This window comes from Streptomyces beigongshangae, from assembly GCF_019710745.1.
Classification (GTDB): domain Bacteria; phylum Actinomycetota; class Actinomycetes; order Streptomycetales; family Streptomycetaceae; genus Streptomyces; species Streptomyces beigongshangae.
In genome coordinates this window covers 71548-95430 of the sequence record NZ_JAHKJW010000031.1, presented here as the reverse complement: position 1 = coordinate 95430, position 23883 = coordinate 71548, and the positions used below count along the sequence as shown (strand labels likewise).

The 23883-nt window shown below is 67.9% G+C and carries 22 protein-coding genes; 10 read left to right on the top strand and 12 right to left on the bottom strand.

Features of this window, described 5'->3' with window-relative positions:
- Positions 1 to 25: 25 nt before the first annotated feature.
- The gene (locus tag KM933_RS23815) at positions 26 to 178 is read right to left on the bottom strand and encodes a hypothetical protein (protein ID WP_221355436.1); all 153 of its coding nucleotides are present in this window, start codon (positions 176 to 178) and stop codon (positions 26 to 28) included.
- Positions 179 to 481: 303 nt separating this feature from the next.
- Between KM933_RS23815 and KM933_RS23810 the strand changes: the two genes are divergently transcribed.
- Positions 482 to 3823, top strand: coding sequence for an NACHT domain-containing protein (locus KM933_RS23810; RefSeq protein WP_221355434.1), 3342 nt, complete (start codon positions 482 to 484; stop codon positions 3821 to 3823).
- A gap of 189 nt (positions 3824 to 4012) precedes the next feature.
- On the opposite strand, the gene KM933_RS23805 is transcribed toward KM933_RS23810, so the two are convergent.
- The gene (locus tag KM933_RS23805; RefSeq protein WP_221355432.1) at positions 4013 to 4243 is read right to left on the bottom strand and encodes a hypothetical protein; all 231 of its coding nucleotides are present in this window, start codon (positions 4241 to 4243) and stop codon (positions 4013 to 4015) included.
- 65 nt (positions 4244 to 4308) lie between these two features.
- Between KM933_RS23805 and KM933_RS23800 the strand changes: the two genes are divergently transcribed.
- Together KM933_RS23800 and KM933_RS23795 are read left to right on the top strand one after the other, a co-directional pair.
- The gene (locus KM933_RS23800; protein ID WP_221355430.1) at positions 4309 to 4875 is read left to right on the top strand and encodes a hypothetical protein; all 567 of its coding nucleotides are present in this window, start codon (positions 4309 to 4311) and stop codon (positions 4873 to 4875) included.
- A gap of 38 nt (positions 4876 to 4913) precedes the next feature.
- On the top strand, positions 4914 to 7400 hold the full coding sequence (locus tag KM933_RS23795; RefSeq protein WP_221355429.1) for a DEAD/DEAH box helicase: 2487 nt from the start codon (positions 4914 to 4916) through the stop codon (positions 7398 to 7400).
- Between the two features lie 81 nt (positions 7401 to 7481).
- Here the strand turns inward: KM933_RS23795 and KM933_RS23790 are convergent, their stop codons facing one another.
- From KM933_RS23790 to KM933_RS23780, 3 genes are all read right to left on the bottom strand, one after another.
- Positions 7482 to 7868: a hypothetical protein gene (locus KM933_RS23790; RefSeq protein WP_221355427.1), complete on the bottom strand. Its 387-nt coding sequence runs from the start codon at positions 7866 to 7868 to the stop codon at positions 7482 to 7484.
- Between the two features lie 55 nt (positions 7869 to 7923).
- Positions 7924 to 8760, bottom strand: coding sequence for a hypothetical protein (locus tag KM933_RS23785; protein WP_221355426.1), 837 nt, complete (start codon positions 8758 to 8760; stop codon positions 7924 to 7926).
- A gap of 133 nt (positions 8761 to 8893) precedes the next feature.
- Entirely contained in the window at positions 8894 to 9484 is a 591-nt protein-coding gene (locus KM933_RS23780) for a hypothetical protein (RefSeq protein WP_221355424.1), read from the bottom strand.
- A gap of 92 nt (positions 9485 to 9576) precedes the next feature.
- Between KM933_RS23780 and KM933_RS23775 the strand changes: the two genes are divergently transcribed.
- Together KM933_RS23775 and KM933_RS23770 are read left to right on the top strand one after the other, a co-directional pair.
- Positions 9577 to 10020, top strand: coding sequence for a DNA ligase-like domain-containing protein (locus KM933_RS23775; RefSeq protein ID WP_221355422.1), 444 nt, complete (start codon positions 9577 to 9579; stop codon positions 10018 to 10020).
- Positions 10021 to 10092: 72 nt separating this feature from the next.
- Positions 10093 to 11019, top strand: a complete 927-nt coding sequence (locus KM933_RS23770) for a DUF4238 domain-containing protein (RefSeq protein WP_221355420.1) — start codon at positions 10093 to 10095, stop codon at positions 11017 to 11019.
- A gap of 10 nt (positions 11020 to 11029) precedes the next feature.
- Here the strand turns inward: KM933_RS23770 and KM933_RS23765 are convergent, their stop codons facing one another.
- The 3 genes from KM933_RS23765 to KM933_RS23755 all read right to left on the bottom strand — a co-directional run bounded on the left by KM933_RS23765 (position 11030) and on the right by KM933_RS23755 (position 13095).
- Positions 11030 to 11287 carry a DUF6207 family protein gene (locus KM933_RS23765; protein WP_221355417.1) on the bottom strand — a complete coding sequence of 86 codons (258 nt, stop codon included), beginning with the start codon at positions 11285 to 11287 and terminating at the stop codon, positions 11030 to 11032.
- 74 nt (positions 11288 to 11361) lie between these two features.
- A complete protein-coding gene (locus KM933_RS23760; protein ID WP_221355416.1) occupies positions 11362 to 11634 on the bottom strand; it encodes a hypothetical protein in 273 nt (90 codons plus the stop codon).
- A gap of 90 nt (positions 11635 to 11724) precedes the next feature.
- Positions 11725 to 13095 carry a replication-relaxation family protein gene (locus KM933_RS23755; RefSeq protein ID WP_221355414.1) on the bottom strand — a complete coding sequence of 457 codons (1371 nt, stop codon included), beginning with the start codon at positions 13093 to 13095 and terminating at the stop codon, positions 11725 to 11727.
- An 809-nt stretch (positions 13096 to 13904) separates the two neighbouring features.
- Between KM933_RS23755 and KM933_RS23750 the strand changes: the two genes are divergently transcribed.
- Positions 13905 to 14597, top strand: coding sequence for a hypothetical protein (locus KM933_RS23750; RefSeq protein WP_221355412.1), 693 nt, complete (start codon positions 13905 to 13907; stop codon positions 14595 to 14597).
- Positions 14598 to 15162: 565 nt separating this feature from the next.
- Positions 15163 to 15528, top strand: a complete 366-nt coding sequence (locus KM933_RS23745; protein WP_221355410.1) for a hypothetical protein — start codon at positions 15163 to 15165, stop codon at positions 15526 to 15528.
- A 109-nt stretch (positions 15529 to 15637) separates the two neighbouring features.
- On the opposite strand, the gene mobF is transcribed toward KM933_RS23745, so the two are convergent.
- Together mobF and KM933_RS23735 are read right to left on the bottom strand one after the other, a co-directional pair.
- Positions 15638 to 17599, bottom strand: coding sequence for a MobF family relaxase (gene mobF, locus KM933_RS23740; RefSeq protein WP_221355408.1), 1962 nt, complete (start codon positions 17597 to 17599; stop codon positions 15638 to 15640).
- Between the two features lie 722 nt (positions 17600 to 18321).
- The gene (locus tag KM933_RS23735) at positions 18322 to 19215 is read right to left on the bottom strand and encodes a PIN domain-containing protein (protein ID WP_221355406.1); all 894 of its coding nucleotides are present in this window, start codon (positions 19213 to 19215) and stop codon (positions 18322 to 18324) included.
- A 404-nt stretch (positions 19216 to 19619) separates the two neighbouring features.
- Here KM933_RS23735 and KM933_RS23730 point away from each other — a divergent pair, with 404 nt between their 5' ends.
- Positions 19620 to 20030, top strand: a complete 411-nt coding sequence (locus KM933_RS23730) for a hypothetical protein (RefSeq protein ID WP_221355403.1) — start codon at positions 19620 to 19622, stop codon at positions 20028 to 20030.
- Between the two features lie 112 nt (positions 20031 to 20142).
- On the opposite strand, the gene KM933_RS23725 is transcribed toward KM933_RS23730, so the two are convergent.
- Both KM933_RS23725 and KM933_RS23720 read right to left on the bottom strand, forming a co-directional pair.
- On the bottom strand, positions 20143 to 20442 hold the full coding sequence (locus KM933_RS23725) for a hypothetical protein (protein WP_221355401.1): 300 nt from the start codon (positions 20440 to 20442) through the stop codon (positions 20143 to 20145).
- 166 nt (positions 20443 to 20608) lie between these two features.
- Positions 20609 to 21262, bottom strand: coding sequence for a hypothetical protein (locus KM933_RS23720; RefSeq protein WP_221355399.1), 654 nt, complete (start codon positions 21260 to 21262; stop codon positions 20609 to 20611).
- Between the two features lie 257 nt (positions 21263 to 21519).
- Here KM933_RS23720 and KM933_RS23715 point away from each other — a divergent pair, with 257 nt between their 5' ends.
- Entirely contained in the window at positions 21520 to 22710 is a 1191-nt protein-coding gene (locus tag KM933_RS23715; protein ID WP_221355397.1) for a ParA family protein, read from the top strand.
- The gene (locus KM933_RS23710; RefSeq protein ID WP_221355394.1) at positions 22707 to 23855 is read left to right on the top strand and encodes a ParB/RepB/Spo0J family partition protein; all 1149 of its coding nucleotides are present in this window, start codon (positions 22707 to 22709) and stop codon (positions 23853 to 23855) included. The genes KM933_RS23715 and KM933_RS23710 overlap by 4 nt, the downstream gene beginning before the upstream one ends.
- Positions 23856 to 23883: the final 28 nt, after the last annotated feature.

Here is a 23883-nt window from a genome sequence, read left to right as displayed (position 1 = left end):
TCGTCCAGGCCGTCCTCGTCCTTCATCACGCCTCGGCATGAGGTTGGAAAAGGCTCACAGGCTTAACGGCTTCGGGAGGTATTTCTGCCATGGCCAGCATGCGGGCATTGTGGCGCGCTATCAGTGCTTCCAGTACATGCCTGCTCTCTTTAGCAGCCATTTCTTCATACTCAGCCATGGTGGATCCACGCCTGCTTGCGCGCCGCTGCGCTCTATATGCATAGCGGTTGGCTCTTCTGAGGCTTTCTGCTTCCGTTTTCGGTGACTCACGCAGCTCTCGCCTGCGTCGGCTTGCCCTCCCCATGGCCCCTCCTGGCGTAATGACAACTCCCGTATGATGCCGCAGTAGTTCGTCCGAGTCCTACCCGTTTTTTCGCCCGTGGCTAGCGGCAGTCACAGCACTATGGAAGGCCAGGCGGGCCCAGGAGGGAAGACCGTTAAGTCACATGCTTCAGTGTGTGAGGAAGGGGCAGAGGACGTAGTGGCCAGCGATGACAGAGCTGACGTCATTCCCGGGTCCGGTGATGTCCAGGCAGGCTCGGCGCTGCCTGTGCCGTCACCGTTGACGGCTACGGCACCCTTGCTGCTGCGCACGCAGGAGTTGTCCTGGGAGGCACTAGAGCATCTGGTGGTGGCGCTGGCAATCCGAGTCGACCACGCCGTAGAGGCCCGGCCCTTCGGGCGTGGTGGCCAGGCGCAGGAGGGGGTCGACGTCGTCGCGTCCTTCGCCTCGCGTTCTGCTGTGGTGTATCAGGCGAAGAAGTACGAGAAGTTCACCGTCTCTGATCTGCGTAAGGCTGTGCTCACGTATACCGAGGGGAGTCGGCCCTTCGGGGCGGGGCGTCTGGTGATCGTTACCACGGCGGATGTCCGCGATACCAAGGTCGATATAGAGCTGGCGCGGCTGCGTGGGCAGCATCATGACCTGGTGATCGATCTGTGGGGTCGGCAGCAGCTGTCCGACATGCTGTTCGCTTTGCCGGACCTGGTGCTGCGGTTCTTCGGCGAGCACACGATGCGAGTGTTCTGCCGGCCGCTGTCCGCTCAGCAGGAACGGGCCGATAGCAGCAGTGCGGCTGATCGTCAGGAGCTGGCTGACTATGCGGCCCACTTAGGCACCTATCTGAGCGAGGACTTGCATGAGCTGGTTCCGCTGACTCTGGAGGACCAGAACGGTACGGAGCAGGTGTCATCGGCGGAGCTGGCGGCGTGGATGCGGCCTGGGCGTCATGTTCAGGTCGTCGGGGCTTCGGGGATGGGCAAGAGCCATACTCTGACGCACGCGGCCCTCGGGCTGATGCAGGCCGGTTGGCTGGCGATCCTGTTGCGGGCGAGCGTCTACGAGGGCCGCCTGGAGGACAGCCTCGATGAGTGCGTGGCCCCCTTCAGCCGGCAGGGCGCACAGGCCTTGGTGCAAGCCGCCCGGCTGCGGCAGCTGCCGGCCGTGTTGCTCGTGGATGCGGTCAACGAGTGCCCCTCCCGGCTGCAGGAGCGGCTGGTGCAGCAAGTCGGCGCCTGGTGTCTCCGCGTCGGAGCAACGGTGGTAATCAGCAGCCAGCAGTTCGTGCGCGTGCCCGCGGCGCTGAGTGGTGCCCGGCTGAGAACAGCCGATCCGGATTCGCAGCAGCGTGTGGCACTGCTTCGCTCACATGGGGCCGGCCAGGAGGTAGTTGGACCGGACGGGGATGACTGGGCGGTGTTCGATACCGCTTTCGAGTTGTCCTTGGCTGCACAGCTCGCTCAGCGCCTGCCTCCAGGAGCAGGTCGGGCCGCTTTGCTGGAAGCCCGTGTCGGTGAACAGCTGCAGCGCACCTCTCAGCCGACGCTCGCGCGGCAGGTGCTTCACCGCTGGGCGCTGCTAATGGACGAGCGGCTGACCGGTTGGTTGTCGCTTGCTGAAGCCCGGCGGAGCGCAGCCCAGTTGCTGGCCGCACAGGGAGCGGCAGTGAGCACGGTGGACGAGGTGTTGGGATCGTCTGTGGTGCGGGTGCGGCATCACAGGGTGGAGTTCCGGCACGAGTTGTACGCCTGGCTGCTTGCCACAGAGGCCTTGATGTGGCGCTGCGGAAGTATGCCGGAATTAGCCGGTGAACTGAACCGGCCGCACCGTCGCGAGCTGGTTGCCTGGGCAGTGTCGCTGCACAACGATCCGGAAGCGGTACGCAGTCTGCTGCGCGAGCTACCCGACGCTGACGTGCTCACCGAGGCGTTGCGGGGGCGCTTGGGGCCGGTGGTCGATGAAGTGGTGCTGACCGAAGCCGGTGCGTGTCTGGAATCCGCTGCTGAGGCGGCGGCTACCAGCAAGGTGGTGTGCACCGACAGCACATATACCGTGAGGCCGAACCGTTCCTGGAGCGGTTACGAGCAGGCAGTGTTCACAGCCGTCGGCACCACTGCCCGCGACGGGCGCCTCCTGGGAACACTGGCCCGGCTTCTGCGGGAGACCGACCAGGCTTTCCTGCGTGGCGTCGCGCCGGCAGCGAGGCGCTCTCGGCACCTAGTACCGAGCTTGATCGCCGCTGCATTGAACGGGCCGACGACATCCACCGGGGGTGTTCGCCTGCCTGCGTCGGTGATTGTGGATGCGGCTCGTCTGTCCTGGCCGCGGCCAGGACAGACGAGCCGTCACCAGGCCGCAGGAGCGCACGAACTACAGCAGTGGATCACATCCCTGGATGACAGCGACGTCGGACTGACCGTCCTGCTGTGCTATCTCCTGCAAGGGACGGATGATCCCATGGCCGCCGCGCTGGCGCCGGCGCTGTTCACCAGTGCCTGGGACAGCGGCGCCAATCAGCTGCGGTTTGCAGGCCTCGATCTGCTCACCGGTGTCCGCACCACTGCGGACGAGGTCACCACGGCGCAGATCATCGAGCTGCTGAACAGTCTGCGCACCGACGACGTGTGGGTCTCCACCATGCTCGTCGAGGCACTGCACCGCTACGGCCAGGTCACCTCGCCTTACGCCGCCGACGAAGTCACAGAGGAGATCACTTCGCTTCTCGCCAATCCGAACCAGCCCAATGCGCACACCCGTGCACAGAGGATCCTGGAGAGCCAGTTCGAAGACGTCGTCGCTGCACCGTTCGTCGAAGCGATCGACGCTCTGGAACCGGCCGCGCGCCGCGCGCTGCTGATTCTCGCCGTACGTGAGGGGGATGCCACCTTATTCACGGACGTCTTCCTCAAGGAACTGGTACGCGCCAAGCACCCGGACGGGCTGCCGGCCCTGCAGTACTGGGCCTCTCACCTGCGAGTGCGTTCTCCCTTCTGGCGAGATGCCGTGAGCTGCCATCTGCTCGGCATCGAAGGCTGTGCCACCCATTTGCCCGCGCCTCCCCCGCTCCTGGACGGCCACCAGAGCACCGACGCGGACGCCTGGCGCTGCTACGGCCACATATTGTTCTGGCTCCACCGCCCCGGCCTCGGCTCACACGAACGAGACGCGCGTTGTGCTTCTCTGTGGGAGCAGCTGGCCGGGCCTTATCTGAACGCCGCAGTCGATCCACTGCACCAGTTCCAATACGCGGCCATGCTCGCCCAGGATCCCCGTACCAGCGCGCTCGGCCGCATCATCGACGCTTTCCCCGCCGAGGCTCGCACTGTGCTGCACCACGGTCTGACCGCCCCCGATCACTTGACCTCGCTCTTCGCGCACCCCAGGCCTGACGACCGCACTGCCACGGTGCTGCGCCTGCTTGCCCGCGTAGGTGACCACTCCTCCCTTGCCATGCTCGCCACCTACCACGACCACCCTGCTCTCGGCGGTACAGCCGCAGATACCGTCCGCCACATCAACAACCGCACCATCACCGAAACCTGAGTAGCGGGGTGTACCGCTGTGTGGCGAGACACGCCCACGCGCAGAGAATGCACCGCTCAAACTGCCATCACGGGCGACCTCTTGGGCGTAACAAGCGATCCCCGAAGCGGGCAAGTTGAACCGGGTGAGCATCGGCTACCGCACTGCTGACGCCTTCTCCGCATCCAGGGCCGTTCCGACGAGACCCCCTCAGCTCGTGAGCGCTAGCAGTACGAATCCGCCCACGCCGATCAACAGCGTCATCGCAGCGACGAACGTCATACCCGCCCTGCCCCACATGGCAGAAGGCGATGCGTTCTCGCGGTAGGCCAGAGCCCATGCCACAGCAGCCACACCCAGCGACACAATGACCGCGACGGCTAACCCCAGAGTCAGCACTGCGGCCTTCAGCGACCCACTCACACTCTCCCTGCTTCCCATAGCTGCCATACTATGGCGAGGAAGGTAGCATCTTCCGGTAGGTAGCTACAGTTAGAGGAGGACCAGTGAAGCTGACCGTGTTCCAGTTCGAAGGCACGCCCGAGGAGCTGGACGCGTCTCAGGTACTGCACGAGCTGACTCAGTCCCACATCGGCGGTTCGACCGTGGTGCGCACTTCCGCACAGACGAACCCGGTCCGCAACGGCCTTCCGTTGCACATCCCGGGCGTACCCGACGAGGGCCAGGGCGCCGTCCGGGCACTGCTGCAGGACAGCCCTGCCTCCGAGCTGTTCGTGAAGTTCATGAGGAAGACGACCAGCTGGAACAACGTGGTGGTCCGCGGTATCAAGCGCAAAACCGCCCAACCCGGGGCTCCGCTGGACTACAGCCGCTACCTGCGGCTACGCAAGCAGGGGTCCCCCTTCGGCGGCTTCGCCTATATCTATCCCGAGTTCAGCAGGATCAACCTCCGGCTCAACTACACCGACGAGCAGCTCAGCGACCTGAACATCAGCACGGCCCGCACGCTTACCACCGGACACCGGGAATACCGCGTCAGCGTTGACCTCAAGGGCGACGAAAGCCTGGCCGAAGCCCTGCGGCTCGCCAAACTCGCCTACGACGCCACCTGACCCGACGTTCCCACACCCGTGCATAGAAAGGCCGGCTCGTGAAGCTACGCCCTCATCAGCGCGAAGCCGTGGACGCGGTACTGCGCGCCCTTGAGTTGCCTGCGAGATCTCTTGTGCCGGAGGGTGGTCTCCGGACTCAGGTGATCATGGCGACCGGGTCCGGCAAGAGCCTCGTGGCCACTCGGAGCGCTGAGGAGCTTCGCGCGGGCCGGGTCCTGGTGCTGGTGCCCTCGCTGGATCTGCTCGCCCAGACCGAGGCTTCCTGGCGCGCTGGCGGCCGGACGGGCCCGATGGTCGGGGTGTCCTCGCTGCGTGGGGAGGAGGTGTCCTTCCCGAACACCACCCACGTGGACGAGCTGGTGGAGTGGACCTGTCACCTGGAAAAGGTCACCGTATTTGCCACGTACGCCTCTCTCGGGCTGGGCACGCTTGAGCGGGCGCATCAGGGGGGCGTACCGGGGTGGGACCTGATCGTCGTGGATGAAGCCCACCGGGTTTCTGGCCGGATCGGGAGGCCATGGACGGTCGTGCACGACAACACCCGGATCCCGTCACTGCGCCGCTTGTACATGACGGCCACACCGCGGCTGTGGCAACTGGACGAGGACTCCGAGCAGGGCGCGCCGGGCGAATTGGTGGCCTCGATGGAAGACGACCCCAACTCGCCGTTCGGCAGCAGGTGTTTCACGCTGACGTTGTCGGAGGCCATCGACAGGGGAATCTGTGCGCCGTACCAGGTGGTGTGCGTGGACGTCACCGACACACAGCTCCAGGCCGCCATGCTGCTCGGTGCCGAGGGACGGTCGGACCAGGTGCGGGGGGCCCGGCTCGCCGCGCTGCAGACGGCTCTAGTGAAGGCGGCCTCGGAGGAGGGATTTCGCCGCACACTCTCCTTCCATCACATGGTCAAGGAAGCCGAGGCTTTCGCGGCCGGCCTTCCCGATGTCGCAGCCCAGCTGCACGACGCGGACCCGGAGCTGTACCCGGCCACCGTCTGGGCGGACTGGCTGTGCGGTGACCACAAACCGATCCACCGGCGGCGGGTTCTCGGGGAGTTCGCCGACGGGATCACCACGGACGGCACCGTCGTGGAGAAAGGCTTCCTGAGCTCGGTGAAGGTGCTGGGCGAAGGCGTAGACACCCGAAATTGTGACTCTGTGTACTTCGCGGACGTGCGCGGCTCCATGCCCGACCTGGTCCAGGCCGTGGGGCGAGCGCTGCGGATGCAGCCCGGCGAGGGCAAGATGGCGTCGCTGGTCGTGCCCGTGGTGCTGGGCCCCGGGGAGACGGCGGACAACATGCTCACGAGCCGGGCGTTCGGCGGCCTCGCGAAACTCTTGGAGGCCCTACGCGCGCACGACGCCCGCATCGTCGAGCAGCTCGCTGAGCAGCAGGCCCAAAGCCGCTCCAGGGGCGTCCAGACGCGCGAGAAGGGCAAGGAGGAGGGCACCGGCGAGGGCGGCGCCTCGGCTCCGGCGAAGGCGCTGCTGAAGTTCTCCACGCCGCGTGACCCTGCCGCGCTGGCCGCGTTCATCAACCTGCGGGTCCTCAACCCCGAGCACGAGCACTGGCGCCGTGGGATCGAGGCCGCCGTGCTGTACGCGCGTGATGTGGGCGACCTGAAGGTGCCGTTCACGTACCGGATGCCCGCAGGTGAGGGGGCTCAGGCTGAGGGGTGGCCGGCCTCGCTGGCCAACTTCCCGCTGGGGCAGTGGATCGCGGATGCCCGCCGCTTCTACGCCCGCGGGGACATGGACGAGGACCGCATCGCACAGCTGGAGAAGTTGGGCATGGTGTGGTCCCACTTCGACGTCGCGTGGGAGGAGAGCCTGGCCGCCGCCCGAGGGTGGGCTGCCGAGAACGGGCACCTCCTGGCCCCACTGGACGCCACCTACCAGGGCGCCAAGGTGGGCATCTGGCTCAAGAACGCCCGGGCCGCCGCCCGCAAGGCAGCCGAGATCGAGCAGCGGCGGGCCGAGGGTCTGCCGGTGGGATCAGTGGCCGGGGCGTTGTCGGAGGATCGACGGGAGCAGCTGGAGGAGATCGACGCCTCGTGGTGCCCGGCCTGGCCGGTGGAGTGGCAGCGGGCGTTCCACCTCACCCGGCTGCACCTGGACGAAGGCGGGGCGCTGCCGACCGAGCCGGGTGACGTCCTGCGCCAGGGCGAGGACCTCGGGCGGTGGGTGCGTGCCCAGCGTCTGGGCTGGGACAAGCTCACCGGGGTGCAGCAGTGGATGCTGGAGCAGGTTCTCGGGATCGAGCCCGCCATTGAGGAAGAGAAGCCCAAGCCGCGCCGTACGCAGGCCGACAAGTGGGCCGCCAACCTGGCCGCTGCGAAGCAGTTCTATGAGCGTGAGGGCCATCTGATCGTCCCCCGCAAGCACGTGGAGACCGTGCTCTCGGACGAGGGATGGGAACTGCAGTTCCGTCTGGGGGCATGGATCGGGAACCAGCGCTCGCGCGCGGCGACGCTGTCGGAGGACCGGCGCGAGCAGCTGTCCGCGATTGGCATGCGATGGGCGTAGCGCGCAGGTGCGGGAGTGGGAGTGGGCCGGGCAGGACTTATGCCCGGCCCACTCCCACTGATGCCGGGAGCCCCGCCTTGCTCACAGCCCCGGCTCTTTGGGGTAGTCGGGGACATCGTGGCCTTGGTCGCGCAGCCAATCGCGTGTCACAGCGGCTCGCTGCCGGAGGGTGGAGTGCACGTCGGCGTCTCCGCCTCCGCCGGTGCGCATGACCAGCGTGTAGCCATCCTCCATCGCCTGCAGAAACGCGTCGGACACCTCGCGCACGGTGTCTTCGTCCAGTTGCTGGTCTTTGAGCCACCGGGTCAGCCGGTCACTGGCCTGTTGCAACTCTGTCTGGCGCTGGTCGGCATCCGGCGTGCCGACCGCCAGCTCGGCGTTGCGCTTGGCCGCCGTCAACCGGTCACCGAGGTAGCTGGTGATCGCGACCTGAGCAAGTTTGGCGCGGCGCTGTTCGTCCGGTGTCATGGCACCATCCTGCTGCCTTCACGGGCGTCCCGCGAAGGCAGTGGCCGCTGGCGCGCTACGGCAGGTCTTCCAGCCGGGCGAGCATGCCTGCGGCGGCGGTGACGGCCGCGACGGCGTCGGCTCGGGTCCAGGTGAAGTTCTCAGTGGTGCCCGCGTCATCGTGCGGGGCGCCGCTGAAGAGATTGAAGGCGCTCTGGATGAACACCGCCCAGCGCTCCTCCTGATCCCGTTCCGCCGGCTTCTTCTTCAACGCCTCCATGTTGACCTTGTGGGTGTCGCAGGCCTCGCGTACGGGATCGAGAGCCGCTCGGGCGAGGGCGACGGCGTGCTCGTACCGGCCGTCGCGGATCGCGGCCTTCGCTTCCCGGATCCGTCGTGCACCGGTGGCCCGAGCCTCCACGGTCGTAATCGGGATGAGGACATCGACGAAAGCACCGGCATCGAGCTGGGTGAGGGCGTTGCTCCACGTCGCGTGCGGAATACGGATGATCTCCTGGTCCTGAGCAACCGGCCAGTGCTTCGCTTCGGCCAGGGCGGTCAGGGCGAGGTGAGCGCGCAGGGACAGGTCGGCGCCAGCGCGCAGCTTCTCCAGGCCGCGCAGCTGCCGGTCCGTCACGGTTGTCTCCAGCGTGAGGTCTCTCGTGAACGGCTTCAGCCCAACGGGTCCCTTCGGGGCGTGCAGGGCGCCGATGTAGCTGGCGGGGTTGGGCATGTCGTGTACCCAGAGGTCGCCGGAGACGAGGAAGGGCGCGTCCACGGTGTAGTTGCCGCGGCCGGTCACGTCGAAGGTCAGGACGAGGCGGTGCACGTCCCAGCCCGGGGTGAAGGTCACGGTCTGCTGCGCCTGGACGCCGACGCTGTAGTCGTTCATGCCGAATGGGAAGTCAGCCATCGTTCCTCGCCTCATCGAACGCTTTGCCCGATGTTCGCAGGTCAACCACCGCAAGGGCAGCGGTTTTCGTTAGGGAACGACGGTGTGCGCTGCCCTTGACTGCGTCGGCGCCGGGAGGGGCCGCAGTCGTTGGTCAGCTTGTGTGCTCTGAGGGCGTGACCAGGTGTGCTGCCGCCAGGGCCGTGCGGATGCGGGCGGCTTGCTGGGTCAGCCGGTCGGCGACGTTCTGGGCGTGGCGGACGATGTCGTCGTCCCTGGCGTCGTCGTCGACCAGCGGGCCGTGTTCGCGGTCGGTGCCGAGCCTGTGGGCGCCCCAGGCGTGGAAGAGGATGTCGTCCATGTCGCTCATCGCTCCGGCGACCGCTTCCAGGATCTCATTGCGCTCGCGGTACCAGTCACCGGGGAGGTCCGTGAGCGGCCCGTACGCGGCTGCCAGATCCTGCCACGGCGCCGGCTTGCTCTTCTCTTCGAAGGGCAGCCGCAGCTTGTAACCGCGCAGCTGCCACTCGCCCTTGTGCGGACCGTCGCCGGTGAGGCGGATCCACAGGTCGCCCTCGCCGTCCACGACGAACGCTTGCCAGTCCCAGTAGTCATGTGCGGGCGCAGCGTCATAGGGCCCCCAGGTCGTGCGGGTCGGGTGTTCGGAGCGCCGGGCCTGGGTGACGGCGAGCTGCGCGGCGCGGTCGCCGGGCTGGTCGGCGGCAAGAGTGGGGAGCTGAATCATGCCCCCATCCTTTCGCGGTCCAGGGCAGTGCCGCGGGCTTCCTCGACCTGCGGCCGCGCCCGTACTCGGAGCGCCGCCAGGTCCTCCTGGACGTGCTCGCCGCCGTCGGCCCGCCGATCGAGCCGGTGTGGTCGACCACCGACCGGGACGAGGCTCTGCTCTGGTACACAGCCCTTGAGGGGACGGGCGTGGAGGGGATCGTGGCCAAGCCCCTCAGCTCGGCTTACAAGGCGAGCCGGATCTGGTCGAAGGTCCGGCACGCGGACACGGTCGACGTCACCGTGGTCGGCTTCACCGGCACCGCGCGACATCCGAAGGCACTCGCCGTACGGCTGCCCGACGGATGCGTCGCGCTGTCCCAGCGACTGACCACGGCGCTCGCCTCCGTCGTCGGCCCGCACCTGGTCCTCCAGGCCGGGCGGGCGTCCACGAAGGCCGGCGACGCCTACACCCCCGCCGCCGGTGACGTGGTGGTGGTGGAGGTCGTGGCGGGCACGACCCGGCACTCGGTCGTCACCGTGGTCCGGCTGCACTGACCGGTGACCCTGCGGATCGGCAGCCGGGAAACTCTGAGCGGGTGGCGAGGGGCACTTGGCAGAATTCGGCGTGTGGGAACAGCACAGCAGACATCGCGGCAGCACCTCATATCCCAGGTCCTGCTCACAGAGTTCACGGCGCCCGAGCCGAAGGGCGGCAGCCTCCAGCTGCTCCCGTTCGACCTGCACAACCCCGGACGCGTGCACAAGCGGATGCCCACCAGCCGATGCGGCTGGGTCAAGGACTTCGTCGCCGTCGACTCCCCATCCGTTGAGGCACTGTGGGGCGACGTGGAGAGGCGCGTGCCTGCGGCGCTCGCCGCCGTGCACGCCGGCACTCCGTTCGCCGACCCTCTTCACGTGGACGTGCTGCGCGACCTGGTCGTGCTCCACTACGTCCGGTCGCTCCACTACCGCGACGTGCACACCGACTCGATCGAGCGGGCCCGCACACGCCTGCTCGCCAAGGTGCTCACCCAGTACCCAGAGCAGCTGCGCCTTGAAGCACTGCGCGAGACGGGCCTGTATCTGTCCGGCCCGGCTGCCCTGGGCGCCTTCGCCGAACGCCTCATCGAACGGTCCACGATCATGCGCGACCGCGAGAGCGGCAAGCTCTTCCGCACCAGCATCGAGGACACCTTCCACAAAATGCGGGACCTGGTGTCGACGCGGCGGCTGGAGGTGATCACGCCCGAGACGGGCCAGTTCCTGATCGGCGACAACCCGGCCCTGACGCTGTCCGTGAAGGAAAGCCGCACCATGTACGGCATGGCGTTCGGTGACGCTCAGACCCTCATCCTTCCCATCGGCCCGAAGCACCTGCTGTCCTTGGGCCCCGAGGACGTCACGCTCACCGTCCCCCGGTCCTTCGTCGACCGCCTCAACGCCGTGCAGATCCACGCCGCCGACCGCTACGTGTACCTGCACCCCGAGAGCGGCCTGGAACCGTTCGTGGAACGCGCCGCACAGCAACGGCTGGCCGGGGACCGCACCACCTGACGGGCGATCGTCATCGCTGTACCTCTGTGAAGACCTGCGGCGGCACGTGGGCCGAAGCATCCGAGCCGACCGGCTGCCTCAAGTCCAGGTAGCAGCGCAGCCGTACACCGGGCTCGCCCACGTCGCGGGTCGTCTGCTCCGCTGTCGCCGTCGCCCACCGGTCAGCGAGCAGCTGCTGGAAAGCCAGGGCGGTGGCGTCGTCGGCGGCCGCGACGTCAACGACGACCAGGCCCGGCTCACTCACGTGCACCTCGTTGATCGGGTCCATGTACGGCACTACGCCCGGGCGCCCGGGGAGAGTTCCGCCGCTGCGGTGACTTCACCCGACCGAGTGGCGGGCTGTCAGGGGCTGTCGCCGCCCCAGTCCCAGCGGGCCGGGTCGCCGGGGCGCGGGTCGTACAGCGCCCGCCCGCCGGGGCCGAACTGCCCGAGCTCCGTGAGGAGGGAGACACCGTCGTTGATCTCCTCCGGCCTCCAGCCGGTGATGTCGAGCAGCAGTCCGTCCAGCGGCCCGCCCACCAGTTCGGCGTAGCGCCGTCCCTGCTTCGGGCCCGGGTGGTCGTGGTCGGAGCCGTAGATCCGGCCGCGCAGCAGCTGCTCTTCGTCGCTGTCCACGTCCTCCAGCCTCGCAGCCGCCACCGACAACGCGGGCTTGCCCAGGCGGCCCTGGGCAAGCCCGCGCGCTGCCGGGGTGGCTTGCCCGGGTCAGCTGCGCCGACGTCGTCCGAGCCAGCCGCCAGCCTTCGGGGCCTGCGCTGCCTCCTGCTCCTGGTGCTCCTGCTCCTGGCACTCGCGTTCGTCCACGCGTGCCTGCTGCTCCGCTTCGAGCGCCCGGTACTTGCAGTCGTCGCACAGATGCGGGTGGCTGTCCCCGTGATCCCATTCGACCGCGGTGCTGGCCTTCCAGCGGTCGTCGGTGAACTTCTGCCCGCAGTCCCCGCACACCGGGCGCTGAGCCTCGCGTTCGGCGGCTTCCTGCGCTTGGCGGCGCCGCGCGTCTTCCGAGCGGCGAGCGAGGAAGGCATCCTTGCGGGGGTTGCCGATCGCCTCCCACAGGTTCTGTCGGCCCTCACGGCCGAAACGCCAGAACACGGGCCCGGCCGGGCCGTGCTCACGCAGCAGGTCCAGGGTGGTCGCCACGATCGGCATCTTCCCGTTGTAGATGCGGAACCCGCCTTCGGCCCACTGGCCCTGCCAGTGCTCGCGGGTGAGGTCGGCGACCCGCTCCATCTGCTTCAGCGCGGACCGCTTGCCGACCTGGTGGAAGACGAGCAGGACCGGCGGGTGAGTCGCGTCGCCCCACCGGAGATCGGGCGCGGACCATCGGGTGCGCCACATCGGCTTCTCGTGGCCGTCGGTGTCCTTCGCCTTGCGGTGGAAGTGGCGCATGTACTTGTCGAACTTGGCCGCGATGATCGGGGCTTCCTCGGTGCAGTTGTCGGCCTCGATGAACAACAGCGGCAGCCCGGCCTCCGGGGCGATGAGGACGATGTCGGCCCACGCGCCCCCCACGCCGGGGTTCTTCCACGTGCCGGTCGACGGGAGGGCGACCTCGGTGGCGTAGGAGGTGATGGTGCCGATCCCATCGGGCGCGTCAACCGCGGCCTGGGCGGCCGCGACGGCTTCGGCCGGCTCACCGGCCACCAGGTCCGGGTCGGGCTTCGGGCGGATCATCGCGAGGATCGTCTCGTTGACCGTCATCGCGTGCGAGGCACCCGAGCGGCCGGCGCTCTTGGGCATGCCGCCCATCTCCTCCGGCCCCCGGTCCAACTCGAGCCCGGCGGCGGCCAGCCCGTCCTTGGTGAGCAGGCGCACCTCCTCTCCCCCTCGGGTGCGGCCGCCGTCGACGGACAGGCCGTGCCGTCTCAGGTCGTTGAGCGCGCCGCGATGGGAGGCGGTGCGCGCCTCCTTCCGTGCGGCCGCCGTCTTCTTCGTGGTGTGCCGGTACGTCAGGTGCGGTGAGGACAAACGCTGGATCTGATCCGCCGTCGCGGCCTTGAGCACCCCAAGCGCGCGCAGCACATCGGCGCGCAGTCCGGTCGACGATCCCGCCTCGTTCGTCTTGCGCTTCGCCATCAGCCCCGCCCTCCCATGCGTCGCGACCGGCCACCGGCCGGGCGCCGGTCCCGCCCGGCCGCAGAGGGCACCAGGCGCGCCCTGAACCCGATGATCGCCTCCACCACTGACACCCCACCCCAACCTATTTCCCAGGGCTTGGTCAGTGAGAGGAGGAGAGAAGAGGGTTGTGACGACGCGTCGCCGCACCGAAAAGCCACGGTGTGCTGCGGAAATGCGGTCAGCACTCGTGCCCGGCACGGAAGTGGGTACGGCAGTGGGATCGCAAGCGCCGACGGCAGGAGACTGCGGCGGCTTGCCCGGCCGACCAGCCCTCCCGGTGCTGGCCGTTCGGCGGTGCGGTCAGGGTACGGCGGGCGCCTGTGGTCGGCCATCATCCGGTCTCTCCCTTTGTGCGTTGGCGTCCTCCACCGGCCCTGGGAGGCCAGTAGCGTGCCCGCGCGAGGGAAGGCCGCCCAATGGGCTCGGGGCCGCTCGGCATGCCCCTCCTGCAGGCGCGTGGCGACCATCGTGAACACCCACCCCTTGTCCGCGACCTGATGGCGGTCGGCGGCGAGGCCGGTCCAGGGGAAGGACCAGCCGCGGCGGGCCACACCAACTCGAGCAAGGGGTGTGCCGTCGGCCCGACCAAGCGTCGCTAGGAACCTTGGTCGGGCCGCTGGGGTCGCGGTGGTGGTCGATGATTTCCAGCCCACTGAGCCCAGGAAGACGCCCAGACACGCCAAAAAAACCTTGCCAGAGACGGTGATGAAGTACTTCCGAGTTGACTGAGAGGTGGTGTCCCACTCGTTTCGACTCCGGAGCACCAGATGGCTGAAGCGATGCGCGGCGGCGAACGCCCGGCACCCCCCGAGCTAGTAGTTGAAGCGTCGCGTCCTGCGGACTGGCTCACCAATTCCGACACCGATGTCTCGACAGTTACTGCGCCTGTCATGTCGGCTGAGGCCCGCGAGCAGCTCAAGCAGGCCATAGAGCAGGGCCCTCTTCACCTTGGACGCATGACCAAACAGGTCGGCCGCATGCAGGCGGAGGACATGTGGCAAAAGATCGTCATCAGCTTCGAGCGCGTGCTGACGAACAAAGGTCCGGTCGAACACCTTGAGAAGTACCTCAACCGGTGTGTGACCAACAAGCTGAGCAAGTTGCGCGCCACGATCGAAGTTCTCGTCGGTGACGAGAAGCTGGACTACCTGCAGGCGAAGAGCCTGAGCGATCCTCAGCTGAACGGCATCCTCTCCTATAACCACGACTTGATCGAGGCTGTGCAGGGAATCCGCAGTTCCGGTGTGCTGTCCAAGCGCGAGGCCGATGTCTACGTCCTGACGCAGGTTCTCGGTGAGGAAAACTCGGTCGTCGCCGAGTGGCTGGACCCACCTACGACCGCGCGGGCGGTCGCCACGCTGAAGTGGAAGGCCATGCGCAAGGTCAAGAAAGCCTGGCAGGACGGCAAGTTCGAACACCTTGGATTCCACCCGCCGCGTGAAAGGGAGAGGGAGGACTAGAGCGCCCCGCTCCCGTACGGGCATTGTTCACGGTCCGTACAGGGGCGGGGGGAGCTAGCCGTTCCCTCAAATGGGAGAACCGTCCCACTGTCCCAATTGATGAGCCGCCTCGACCTGCGCCAACAGTCGCGGGGCGGCCTCCGACAAGGAATCGCTCATGAGCGGCTGCCCCGACCTGCGCCAACAGTCGCGGGGTGGTCTCAAGACGGGTCCGATCCCTACGGGGGTAGGAGCGGGCCGGTCAGAAACAGGAGCTAAAAATGCCTCTTCTCGCCACACTCGCAGCAGTCTTCATCACCGCATGGAATGCAACCTTCTCGTGGGTGCTGGGGCTCTTCACACCAGCACCTGCTGTCGAACTGCCTAGGCTAGTCCTTGCGCCTGACACCGCTGAGCCGGTGCGTACCGAACTGCCCGGACAGGTCGCCCAGTTGTAAGTGCTTCTTGACGAGATTACGGGGGCTCCCGGCGGCCGGGGGCCCTTCTCGTACCTCAGGCAGGTACCGGGTTCACTAAATTACAGCTGGCGACTTCAGGTGAAGATCCCCGACATCCCGAGGATGACATGAACGGTTTGATCTCCGAGTTAGTGGCCGCTGGCGAACCGATGCAGGACGCACTTCTGCTGATACTGCTGATACTGCTGATCCGCGCGATCGCGGCCGCTATCGCCAAGATCGCTGAAGCCTTGCACCCTGGCGAGTCCTCCGATGCCGTAGCCATGCAGGTGAACCGGATCCAGCACCGACAGTGGAAAGCCCAGCGCCGGGATTGGAACCGGCGAGCCCGTGCCTCTCGACGTGCCATTGTCTGGGCAGGTCTTCGGACCTGGCACCAGCAACACCGCACGGCTCGTTATATCGACGGCCAAATCGTCCTGCCCGCCCTCGTAATCCCGCCGGATGAGCCCTTGTCTCTACCCACCCCCTAAGCCAGCGCCCTTCCCTCACCTCAGAACAGGGCGAACCATTACTAACTAACCGAGAATGCATCACACTGTGCAGTTGCATTCTTGGTGCGCGCCACGGCATCGGGTCCACTCAGTGGCCGGCCCCCCGGCCACGGTGCGGTCCGGGCTCCTGCGGGCGGTGCGCCCGCTGGTCGTCCTGGCGCACCGGGTGCGCGTCGACGTCGTCCTGTTCGGCGTAGAGGTCCGCGCGGGCGCGGGAGTTGTCGGCCATTTTGGCGAACGCGTCCTGGAGGTGATGCAGCCGATCGGCCGTGAGATCGAGGGCTTCCACGTCCGTACGGGACTCTCTCAAGGACCGCAGCGCCTTCATGTCGATCGCCTCCCGGGGCCCGGCCTCCGGCTCCTGGTCGTCGCGCCCGGGGCTGGCGACGGCGGTCGCAAGCAGTTGCTCGGGCATCGCCGCCTGCTGGTGCCGGGCGACGTCGTACGCCCGGCCACGCACAGCGGCGGCGGTGGTGCGCAGTTTCTCCCGCACCGCCGCACCGGCGAGGACGGCTCGCTCGTACTGCAGCGGGAGGCGGGGGATCTCCCACTCCCCCGCTTCCTGGCCCGGGGGCCGGGGTGCAGCCGGCTCGCCGGGGTCGGCCGGGGGTTGCCCGTTCGGGCCTGGCGCGGGAGTTGGTGGGCGGCGGCGGGCGGGGAGGTCGGACAGGGCCCACCGGGCGGTGTAGAGGCGGTAGCCGGCCTCCAGGCCGCGTACGGTCTTCGGCTCGCTGATGTCCAGGCAGTGGGTGGTGATGGCGGCGGCCACGATCTTCTCGTCCAGTTGGGGTTCGCGGCGGCGGCCGCGCAGGACGAGGGCGAGATGGCGGCGGGCTTCGGCGAGCAGGTGCCGGCGGTGGAAGCGGCCGCCTTCGTTCATCACGAACACCGTCGCGGTGACGTCGACGGCCGCCAGGGCGACATCGACCACGGCGGCGACCTTGGCCCGGATCGCCGCGGCTGCGGCGCGGGCGTGCTCGAGGAGGGAGGTGATGACGTCGGCGGCGACACCGGAGGTGAGGATCGCGCTCGTCTTCCACCAGGCGCGCAGCTGCGCGAGCGGCCGGGTCTTCTGCTTGGGCGGGCGGGTCTTGCGGGCGGCCACGGCGTTCAGCCTGGCGCGGGCCCGCTCGGAGACCACGGGCAGGAACCGCGGCTCGCCGTCGTCGTCGACGGCGGTGACGTACTCGTGCTCCAGCTCGGCCAGGCAGGCGGCGATCTGGTCGCTGCGCCGGGCAGTCCAGCGGATCAGCTCGTGGGGCACCCCGGCGATCTCCATCACCGGCCGGCGCCCGGGGGTGACGGTGCGCGGCTCGGTCGCCAGCCCCAGCGCCTCGCAGACCTCCGCGGCCACGAGCTCGCTGTAGAGCGCGGAGGCGGCCACGGTGTTCTCGTGCAGGGCCGTGGTGTGGATCGAGCCCCACTTCCCGTCCAGGCGCTGGCCCTTCACGGACAACAGCAGATGGTCGTGGAGCAAGGGCCGCCCGGAGCGGGCTTCGTAGTGGCGGAAGCGGGCGGCGACCAGACCGCCGGGCGGCCGCACCCGGTAGATGCCGTCCTTGCCGTAGCGGATCACCGCGACTTCGTCCTCGATCCACTCCAGCACCCGCTCGATCGCCCGCTCGTGCGCGGCCTCGATCACCCTGCGGGTCTCCTCGTCCCCCAGCGCCCACAGGAGGTAGATCGTCGGCTGCGGCCGGAAGGTGAGGTCGGCACCGGTGACCGTCACCCGGCGCCCGAGGGCACCGGCTTTGAACGCCTTCTTCGCCGACGCGCCCTGGGCGAGCAGGCCGGCCTCGATCCGGTCCGCGTCCGGGTGGCGGCCGCGCTCGCCGAACAGGTTCCGCAACTGCGCCTCGGTGACTTCCTCGCCTGGTGTCAGTCCGAGCGTGGCAAGGCCGCGGCCCATCCATCGCCCGGCCGGGACCCCGGCCTGCTCCTGGGCGGCGCGCAGCGGCGTGCGTGGTGGGCGGCGGCCGTCGCCGACAACCGTCTCGCGTGAGTAGTAGCGGTACATCTGACCGTCCCGGACGAGCTTGATATCCATCATGCAGGCCACGCCACACCGCTTGGACCTGCCACAACAGGCCGATCAGCGGGACGTCCCGCCCGGCGGGAGCAGCAGCCAGACTTTCTTCCCGGGTGCCCGCCGGGCGGAACGCGGCCCCGGGCCGGACACGAATGTCATCGCTCTCCGGCAGCGCACACCACACGACCCGAACGGCACCAACGAACACCGCTGAGCGCCACCGAGCGCCAAGGAAGCACCGCATACAGCAGCCCCCGGCACCCGCCGGGGGCTTCGTCGTGCTGCCCGCAGGAGGCCACCGTGCCCACCTTCGAGACCCTCCCCCGCTTCACCGCCGACCTCCAGCACCTCACCCCCCGCCCAGCGCCGGCGCTTCCGCCGCGTCGTCCTGGACGCCTTCGTCCCCGACCTGCGTACCGGCCGCCCGTTCCGCCCCGGCTTACGGATCAAGGGGGTGCGCTGCGCGCCGGGCGTCTACGAGCTCACCTGGGCGCCGGACGGAGGCGCAACGTGGGCGTACGGCGGGGAGAAGATCGCCGGTACACCGCACGTCATATGGCACCGGATCGGGACCCACGACATCTTGGACCGGCCCCTGGCCGAAGGCCGTCTTGCGGGCGCGGGTCGCGTGTTGGTTGGCTGAGCGCCCCGATCATCAGGAGGGGACACCGCGTAGCAGCGAACGAGGCCGGGCCTGAGTGATGGTGGTCAGGTAACGGTCCTGACGGCAGTCAGCCGTCGGCTCACGTGGCGGCAGGACCCTCGACGTAGGGGAGGCCGACCGCCGCGAGTTTGGTCTGCAGGTTGATGTCACTGGTCGCGGCGTACAGCTTGCAGCCGGGGTGTGCGGACTGCAGCAGTAGTGCGGAGGCGATGAAGCGGTCGTCGGGGACGCCCAGGTCCAGCCAGGTGGGGAGCCCGTCGGCGCGGGGTTCGATGTGCTCGAAGACGGCGTAGACGTCGCCCGCGACGCGGGCACCCTTGCGGACGTCTCCGTTGTCGCGCATCGCCTTCAGCCTCCGGTCAGCCTTCTTCGCGGCCTCCCGGCGCTCGGGGCGGTTGTTGTTGCGCTTGAGGTCGTCGATCTCGCGGAGTACCACGGGCAGGAGGTGAACCATGTAGCGCGGGCTATCAACGGCGTCCTGATAGACCGTGACGTCGGGGTCGTCCATCAAGGCATTTGTGTCAACGACCAGCCGTACCGGCCAGTCGTCCTGCGGCAGCAGCTCAACGAGCCCACGCAGTGCGGCCATGGTCTCCCGTAGCCGCGTCACTGCTCCCGGGATGTCCTGGGGCGCGCGGTTTTTCACTCGGCCTTCGCGGACCAGCCAGTCCTCAAGCAGGCGGATTCCGTCGTCCATGCTGCGCTGTACAGCTGGCGTGGGATGAGGGAAGAGAAGCCGGAACCGCGGTGCCCAGTCGCGTACCTGCCGCAGGAGTTCCATCCGGCTGGCCTCAACCTCGGGAGTGCTCGACACCCAGGCCCATGGATGACCGAGGACCTGAACCGCCCCTGGATCCAACTGCCTCCCTCGCACTTGGGAGTTGTTGAGGACCGAGGCATAGGAGGTCTCGATGTCCACCAGCTCGGACAGCAGCTGGTCGACGTAAGTAGGGGGCGGCGGCTTCTTGGGCATGGTCCGATCATCCTCCATGCCGCGACGCGCCAGGACCCTACTTCTAATCTCGCGTTCCGTGACCCCTGCGGCATCAGCTCGTTGAGGTCGCTGGTGCCGCCTGACGCTGCCGCGACGGTGCCCGGCTGAGACCGTCCGGCCCATGACCGGAGGATTAGTAGGCCCTAGACGCGCCGCGTCATCGCAGCAGGAGATTCGTGGCTAGCCACTGTCTGCGCCGAGTCATGGGATCGCGCACGAGGACCACGATGGCATCGCACGCACGTAAGAACGCAGCGCGACGGCAGGAAAGTCTCACTGGGATGAACCGTCGGGCAGCCCTACAGGACATCCGCAACACTCTCCCGCCCGCTCCCCAGGCCCGAACCGCAGCAAGGGCGCCAAGCAGCGAGGCAAACGCGAGGGTGGTACCGGGCGAGCTGATCGCCCTCGTCCAGGACTTTGTTCGCTGGAGCCAGCGACATCTGGATGACGCCGTCCGCGCGGCACACCAGCACATCGAGCAGCCGGGGGATTGGCACCGTCTGGTGCTCTACGCCCTCACCGACGCCCTCGCCTACAACTTCCTGCTGGTCGGCACACTTGCCGGGTATCTCCAGGAGCAAGGCCTGGATGCAGACCTGCTGCGCCGTCACCTGCAGTCTCCCGACCCTGATCGTTACGTTAGCCAGGAAGCCCTCGATCTGCTCGCCGGCCTGATGGGCAGGCCCGTACCTGAGGGCCAGCGAGAGCCCACATGGCACTTCGTCGGCAGGCAGATCGCCGAATGCGGCGTGCAGCGGGGTGGGGAAGAACGTCGGCCAACACGGGCGTGAGAACGGAGTCGCTACCCTCCCCGATGCATCGATGGCCTACCGCCTCGCTCACACCCGACGCCACAGTTTCCACAGCGCCTGCACATCGATTGGGTGCCGGCTGCCCTGGCCCTCAAAGTGAGGGGCGGCAGCCGATTGGCAGACGGTCGCAGACGGGCCAGTCGATGCGCACTCCCCGGCGGATCAGCGCGGTGATGCTGTCGACCTGGCACGTGGGCGGCTGCTCCCGGGTGAAGCGGCGCAGCGCCCGGTACACGCCGTCGCGCAGTTGGCCGTCGGTCATCGTGGGCGCCTGCTCCTGGAGTTCGTCGAGGAGCTGCCCGGCGCGGGCCGCGCGGGACAGCGCGGCGTTGGCGAGCGGTCCTTCGGCGAAGCCGTCGCGGACGCGCAGGCCGGGCTCGATGAAGGTCATGGTGACGATTCCTTTCCGCCCGGCCGCGCCGGTCTCCCGGGTGGAGAGGCGGTCGCGGGACCGAGCGGGCGGGAGCGTAGAGCACCGGCCTCGTTAGCGTCGCGTCGCGGCAACCGGCCGGGGGCAGGCGCGGCGTGGGTCAGGCCAGATCCCACGCCGTGCCGCGCTACCGGCGACGCCCGAACAGGCCGCGGCCCTTCTTCGCGTCCGCTTCGGCCGCCTCCCGCGCGGCGTCCTCCTGTGCCTGCCGCCGCGCGACACGCTCGGCTTCGAGCTGGGCGTAGTACTCGTCCAGGCACGGCCCGCACAGCTTGTCGGTACGGTCGGCCCCGAGCCTTCCCCGACTCAGCAGGTACTCCCAGCGCTCATCGGTGAACTTCGCCCCACACCGGGCGCACACCGGGCGGCGTGCCTCCTTCGCCGCTGCTTCACGCTCCTGCCGCCGGCGGTGGGCCTCCTTCGACTGTACGGCGTGCAGCCGGTCGCCGTCGGGGTTGTCCAGCGCCTCGTTCAAGGTCTGCCACTCCTGCCGTCCGAGCCTGCGCCACACCTTCCCCGCGGCTGCGGCCGGGTCGGTGGTGATGCGCTCCAGCTCGGTGACGACCACGGGCACCGCCTGGTGGTAGCCGACTGCCGTGATCCCCGCCTCGCTGCCCGGGTAGGGGGTGCCGGCGAAGTAGCGGCGGGCGGCGTGCTCCAAGCGTCGGATGCGGCTTTCGCGCTGCGCGGCCGTCTTGCCGGTGAAGACGAACGCGACCGGGACGTAGCCCTCGCGGCCGGTCGCCGGATACAGGCGCGACCACAGCCGGGGGACGTGCACCGGCGTTCAAGTCGATTCGAGCAGAGCAACGCGAATGGCCACCTCCTGTGTCAACGCCGGGCTCCGCCGACAGGGCCGCAACCCAAGCATCGGTTCTGAGCCGACGCGAGGCGGGACAGCTTGTCCTGCGGAAGGGACCTTTGTGTTTCCCTCCTCACGTCGGCTGCCCCGGCCTCGCCGTTGAGGCGGCTACTAGACAGGTGGCGTTCGGACCGCTTACGCCTCATCGAGAAGCAGACCTAGTAAAGTTTGGCCGTATGAGCATCCCGAGCCCTAGAGGAGAGCGAGAGAAGCTAATTACTGCTCTCACTCCCAAGCTGCGCAGGCGTTTGAAGATCCGCGCCTTTGAGCACGGAATGGACATTCAGGACGCAACCGAGGACGCCATCAAGGCCTGGTACGAAGCCGATGACCTCCCTGAAGTCGACACCGAGGGTGCTAAGACATGGGGGACGTTCCTCCCGGTAGGTGGCCCTGACGAGTTCAAGGCCGTCTGCTCGGATCGCGGCATCACCTATGTGCAGGGGCTCGCACAGGCGTTGACTCTGTGGCTCGACAACCATCCTTCCCCTACGACCCCGTTGGTGTCGCAACCGGTCGTGCGGGTCATAGTGGCCAACCAGAAGGGCGGTGTCGGCAAGACATTCATCTCTTCCGGCATGGCGCAGGCCCTCGCGGAAGCTGGCCATCGTGTTCTGATCGTGGACTACGACCCGCAGGGCCACCTCACTGCTGAACTCGGCTTCGAGGACCTCATGTACGAGGACGACGTCGAGACGCTGATGATGCACATGGACGGCAGCGCGAAGGGCGACATACACGATCTGCTGGTCGCGTTGGACCAGGAGCGCTTCGGTGAGCGGTTGCATCTGCTGCCGGCCTCCGACGACGCGTTCCTCCGCGACGTCGTCTTGTCCAAGGTGAGTTTCAGCGAGGCTGCTCTGGAGCGGGCGTTGGAGCCGCTGGAGGCGGACTACGACGTCATCATCATNGCGTTGGAGCCGCTGGAGGCGGACTACGACGTCATCATCATCGATGGCCCGCCCAGCCTCGGGCTGAACATGGACACCGCTCTGTACTACGTGCGGCGTCGTGAAGGTGAACTTGCCGACCGCTCGGGGGTCATCACTCCGGTGTGGGCCAATAAGGCATCCCACCGTGCTTTCCGTCTGCTCAAGTCGCAGAAGGACGACTTGTGCGCGAAGGGCCGGATCCAGGTCGACTACCTGGGGTTGGTCATCAATGCGTACGACAGCCGTCGCGGCAAGCTCGTGAAGGAGAACAAGGACGAGTGGGAGAAGAGCACCGCCCCGCCCGTCCTGGCGGTGATTGGTGACCTAAAGGAGGGCCGGGAGGCCGCTGACGGTGAGATTCCGTTGCTCGAGTACGCACCGGACAGCGAACATGCGCAGGCGATGCGCGACCTGGCGAAGGAACTGGCGGTATGAGGAACACCAGCAAGAAGAGCGGCCAGCAGCGGGTCACCCGCGGCTTCAGCGTGGACGAGACCGCGCAGAGCGGTGAGCAGGAAGCTCCGCGCCGTATCCGAACCCGCTCGCAGATCATGTCCGGAGAGGGCAAGAGGCCGCCTGCCTCGGTTGAGCTGAAGCTGCTGGCGCACAACCCGTTCAACCCGCGCGAGGAACTCACCAGCGTCGAAGAGACCGCGGACTCTCTGCGCGCGAAGGGGCAGATCCAGCCCGTCACGGTGGCCCGCCGGACAGCTTTCCTGACGGCCCACCCTGGGCAGGAGGAGGCGCTGGGTGAAGCCGAGTACGTCGTCATCGACGGCAACCGGCGCCTGGCGGCCGCGCACCTGGCCAGCCTTGAAGAGTTGCGTATCGACGTCAATGACGAACTCGCAGCAAGCGCGGCGGACATCCTTGAGTCCGCGCTGATCGCGAACATTCATCGGGTGGACGTCCCGCCCATGGATCAGGCGAAGGCAGTTCAGGGACTCGTGGAAGTTCACGGGTCGCAGGGCGAGGTTGCCCGGAGGCTGGGGAAGACGCCTGCTTGGGTGTCGCAGCGGATGGCTCTGCTGGAGCTCACACCTGATCTGCAGAAGCAGGTGGAGAGCGGCGAGCTGAAGGTGGAACCGGCCCGCCGGATCGGCCGACTCCCGAAGAAGGAGCAGGCGGGCGAGGCACAGAAGGCCATCGTGGCCGCCAAGACGCCGCGTCAGCGCCGGCGTCAGCCCGTGGCAAAGGGAGACGGCGAAGGCGCCACCGTTAACGGCGTTAATACCTCCAGCAGTGAGACGGCTTCGGGCGCTCCGGCTGTCGGCGCCGTTAACGCCGTTAATACCCCCGCTGGTGAGACGGCCCCGGGTGCTCCTGCCGCCGGAACCGTTAACGCCGTTAATACCTCGGAGACGCAAGGGCTGGAGAAACAGGCGCGTGGAGAGGGCGTGCAGCCTCGCCGGCTCCCGTACGACAGCCCTTTCTCCGTGGTCACTCACCTGCATCTGAAGATGGAGCCGGATGCCTTCGTGGAGGGCGCCCGGGTATGGTTGAAGATCCTGCGTGAGCAGCATCCCGATGCCTACAGCGCGCTGCTGCAGGAGCTTCCGCATCAAGAACAGTCCGCCTGACTCCACAGTCGGCTAAGAATCTGAAGTT

Excerpts from the sequence above, each read along its gene's own strand:
- KM933_RS23765 (WP_221355417.1), bottom strand. The coding sequence starts at position 11,287 with ATGGACCCGATCAACGAGGTGCACGTGAGTGAGCCGGGCCTGGTCGTC.
- mobF (WP_221355408.1), bottom strand. The coding sequence starts at position 17,599 with ATGATGGATATCAAGCTCGTCCGGGACGGTCAGATGTACCGCTACTAC.
- KM933_RS23735 (WP_221355406.1), bottom strand. The coding sequence starts at position 19,215 with ATGCCCAAGAAGCCGCCGCCCCCTACTTACGTCGACCAGCTGCTGTCC.
- KM933_RS23750 (WP_221355412.1), top strand. The coding sequence starts at position 13,905 with ATGGCTGAAGCGATGCGCGGCGGCGAACGCCCGGCACCCCCCGAGCTA.
- KM933_RS23710 (WP_221355394.1), top strand. The coding sequence starts at position 22,707 with ATGAGGAACACCAGCAAGAAGAGCGGCCAGCAGCGGGTCACCCGCGGC.
- KM933_RS23780 (WP_221355424.1), bottom strand. The coding sequence starts at position 9,484 with ATGATTCAGCTCCCCACTCTTGCCGCCGACCAGCCCGGCGACCGCGCC.
- KM933_RS23755 (WP_221355414.1), bottom strand. The coding sequence starts at position 13,095 with ATGGCGAAGCGCAAGACGAACGAGGCGGGATCGTCGACCGGACTGCGC.
- KM933_RS23805 (WP_221355432.1), bottom strand. The coding sequence starts at position 4,243 with ATGGGAAGCAGGGAGAGTGTGAGTGGGTCGCTGAAGGCCGCAGTGCTG.
- KM933_RS23785 (WP_221355426.1), bottom strand. The coding sequence starts at position 8,760 with ATGGCTGACTTCCCATTCGGCATGAACGACTACAGCGTCGGCGTCCAG.
- KM933_RS23815 (WP_221355436.1), bottom strand. The coding sequence starts at position 178 with ATGGCTGAGTATGAAGAAATGGCTGCTAAAGAGAGCAGGCATGTACTG.
- KM933_RS23790 (WP_221355427.1), bottom strand. The coding sequence starts at position 7,868 with ATGACACCGGACGAACAGCGCCGCGCCAAACTTGCTCAGGTCGCGATC.
- KM933_RS23725 (WP_221355401.1), bottom strand. The coding sequence starts at position 20,442 with ATGACCTTCATCGAGCCCGGCCTGCGCGTCCGCGACGGCTTCGCCGAA.
- KM933_RS23745 (WP_221355410.1), top strand. The coding sequence starts at position 15,163 with ATGAACGGTTTGATCTCCGAGTTAGTGGCCGCTGGCGAACCGATGCAG.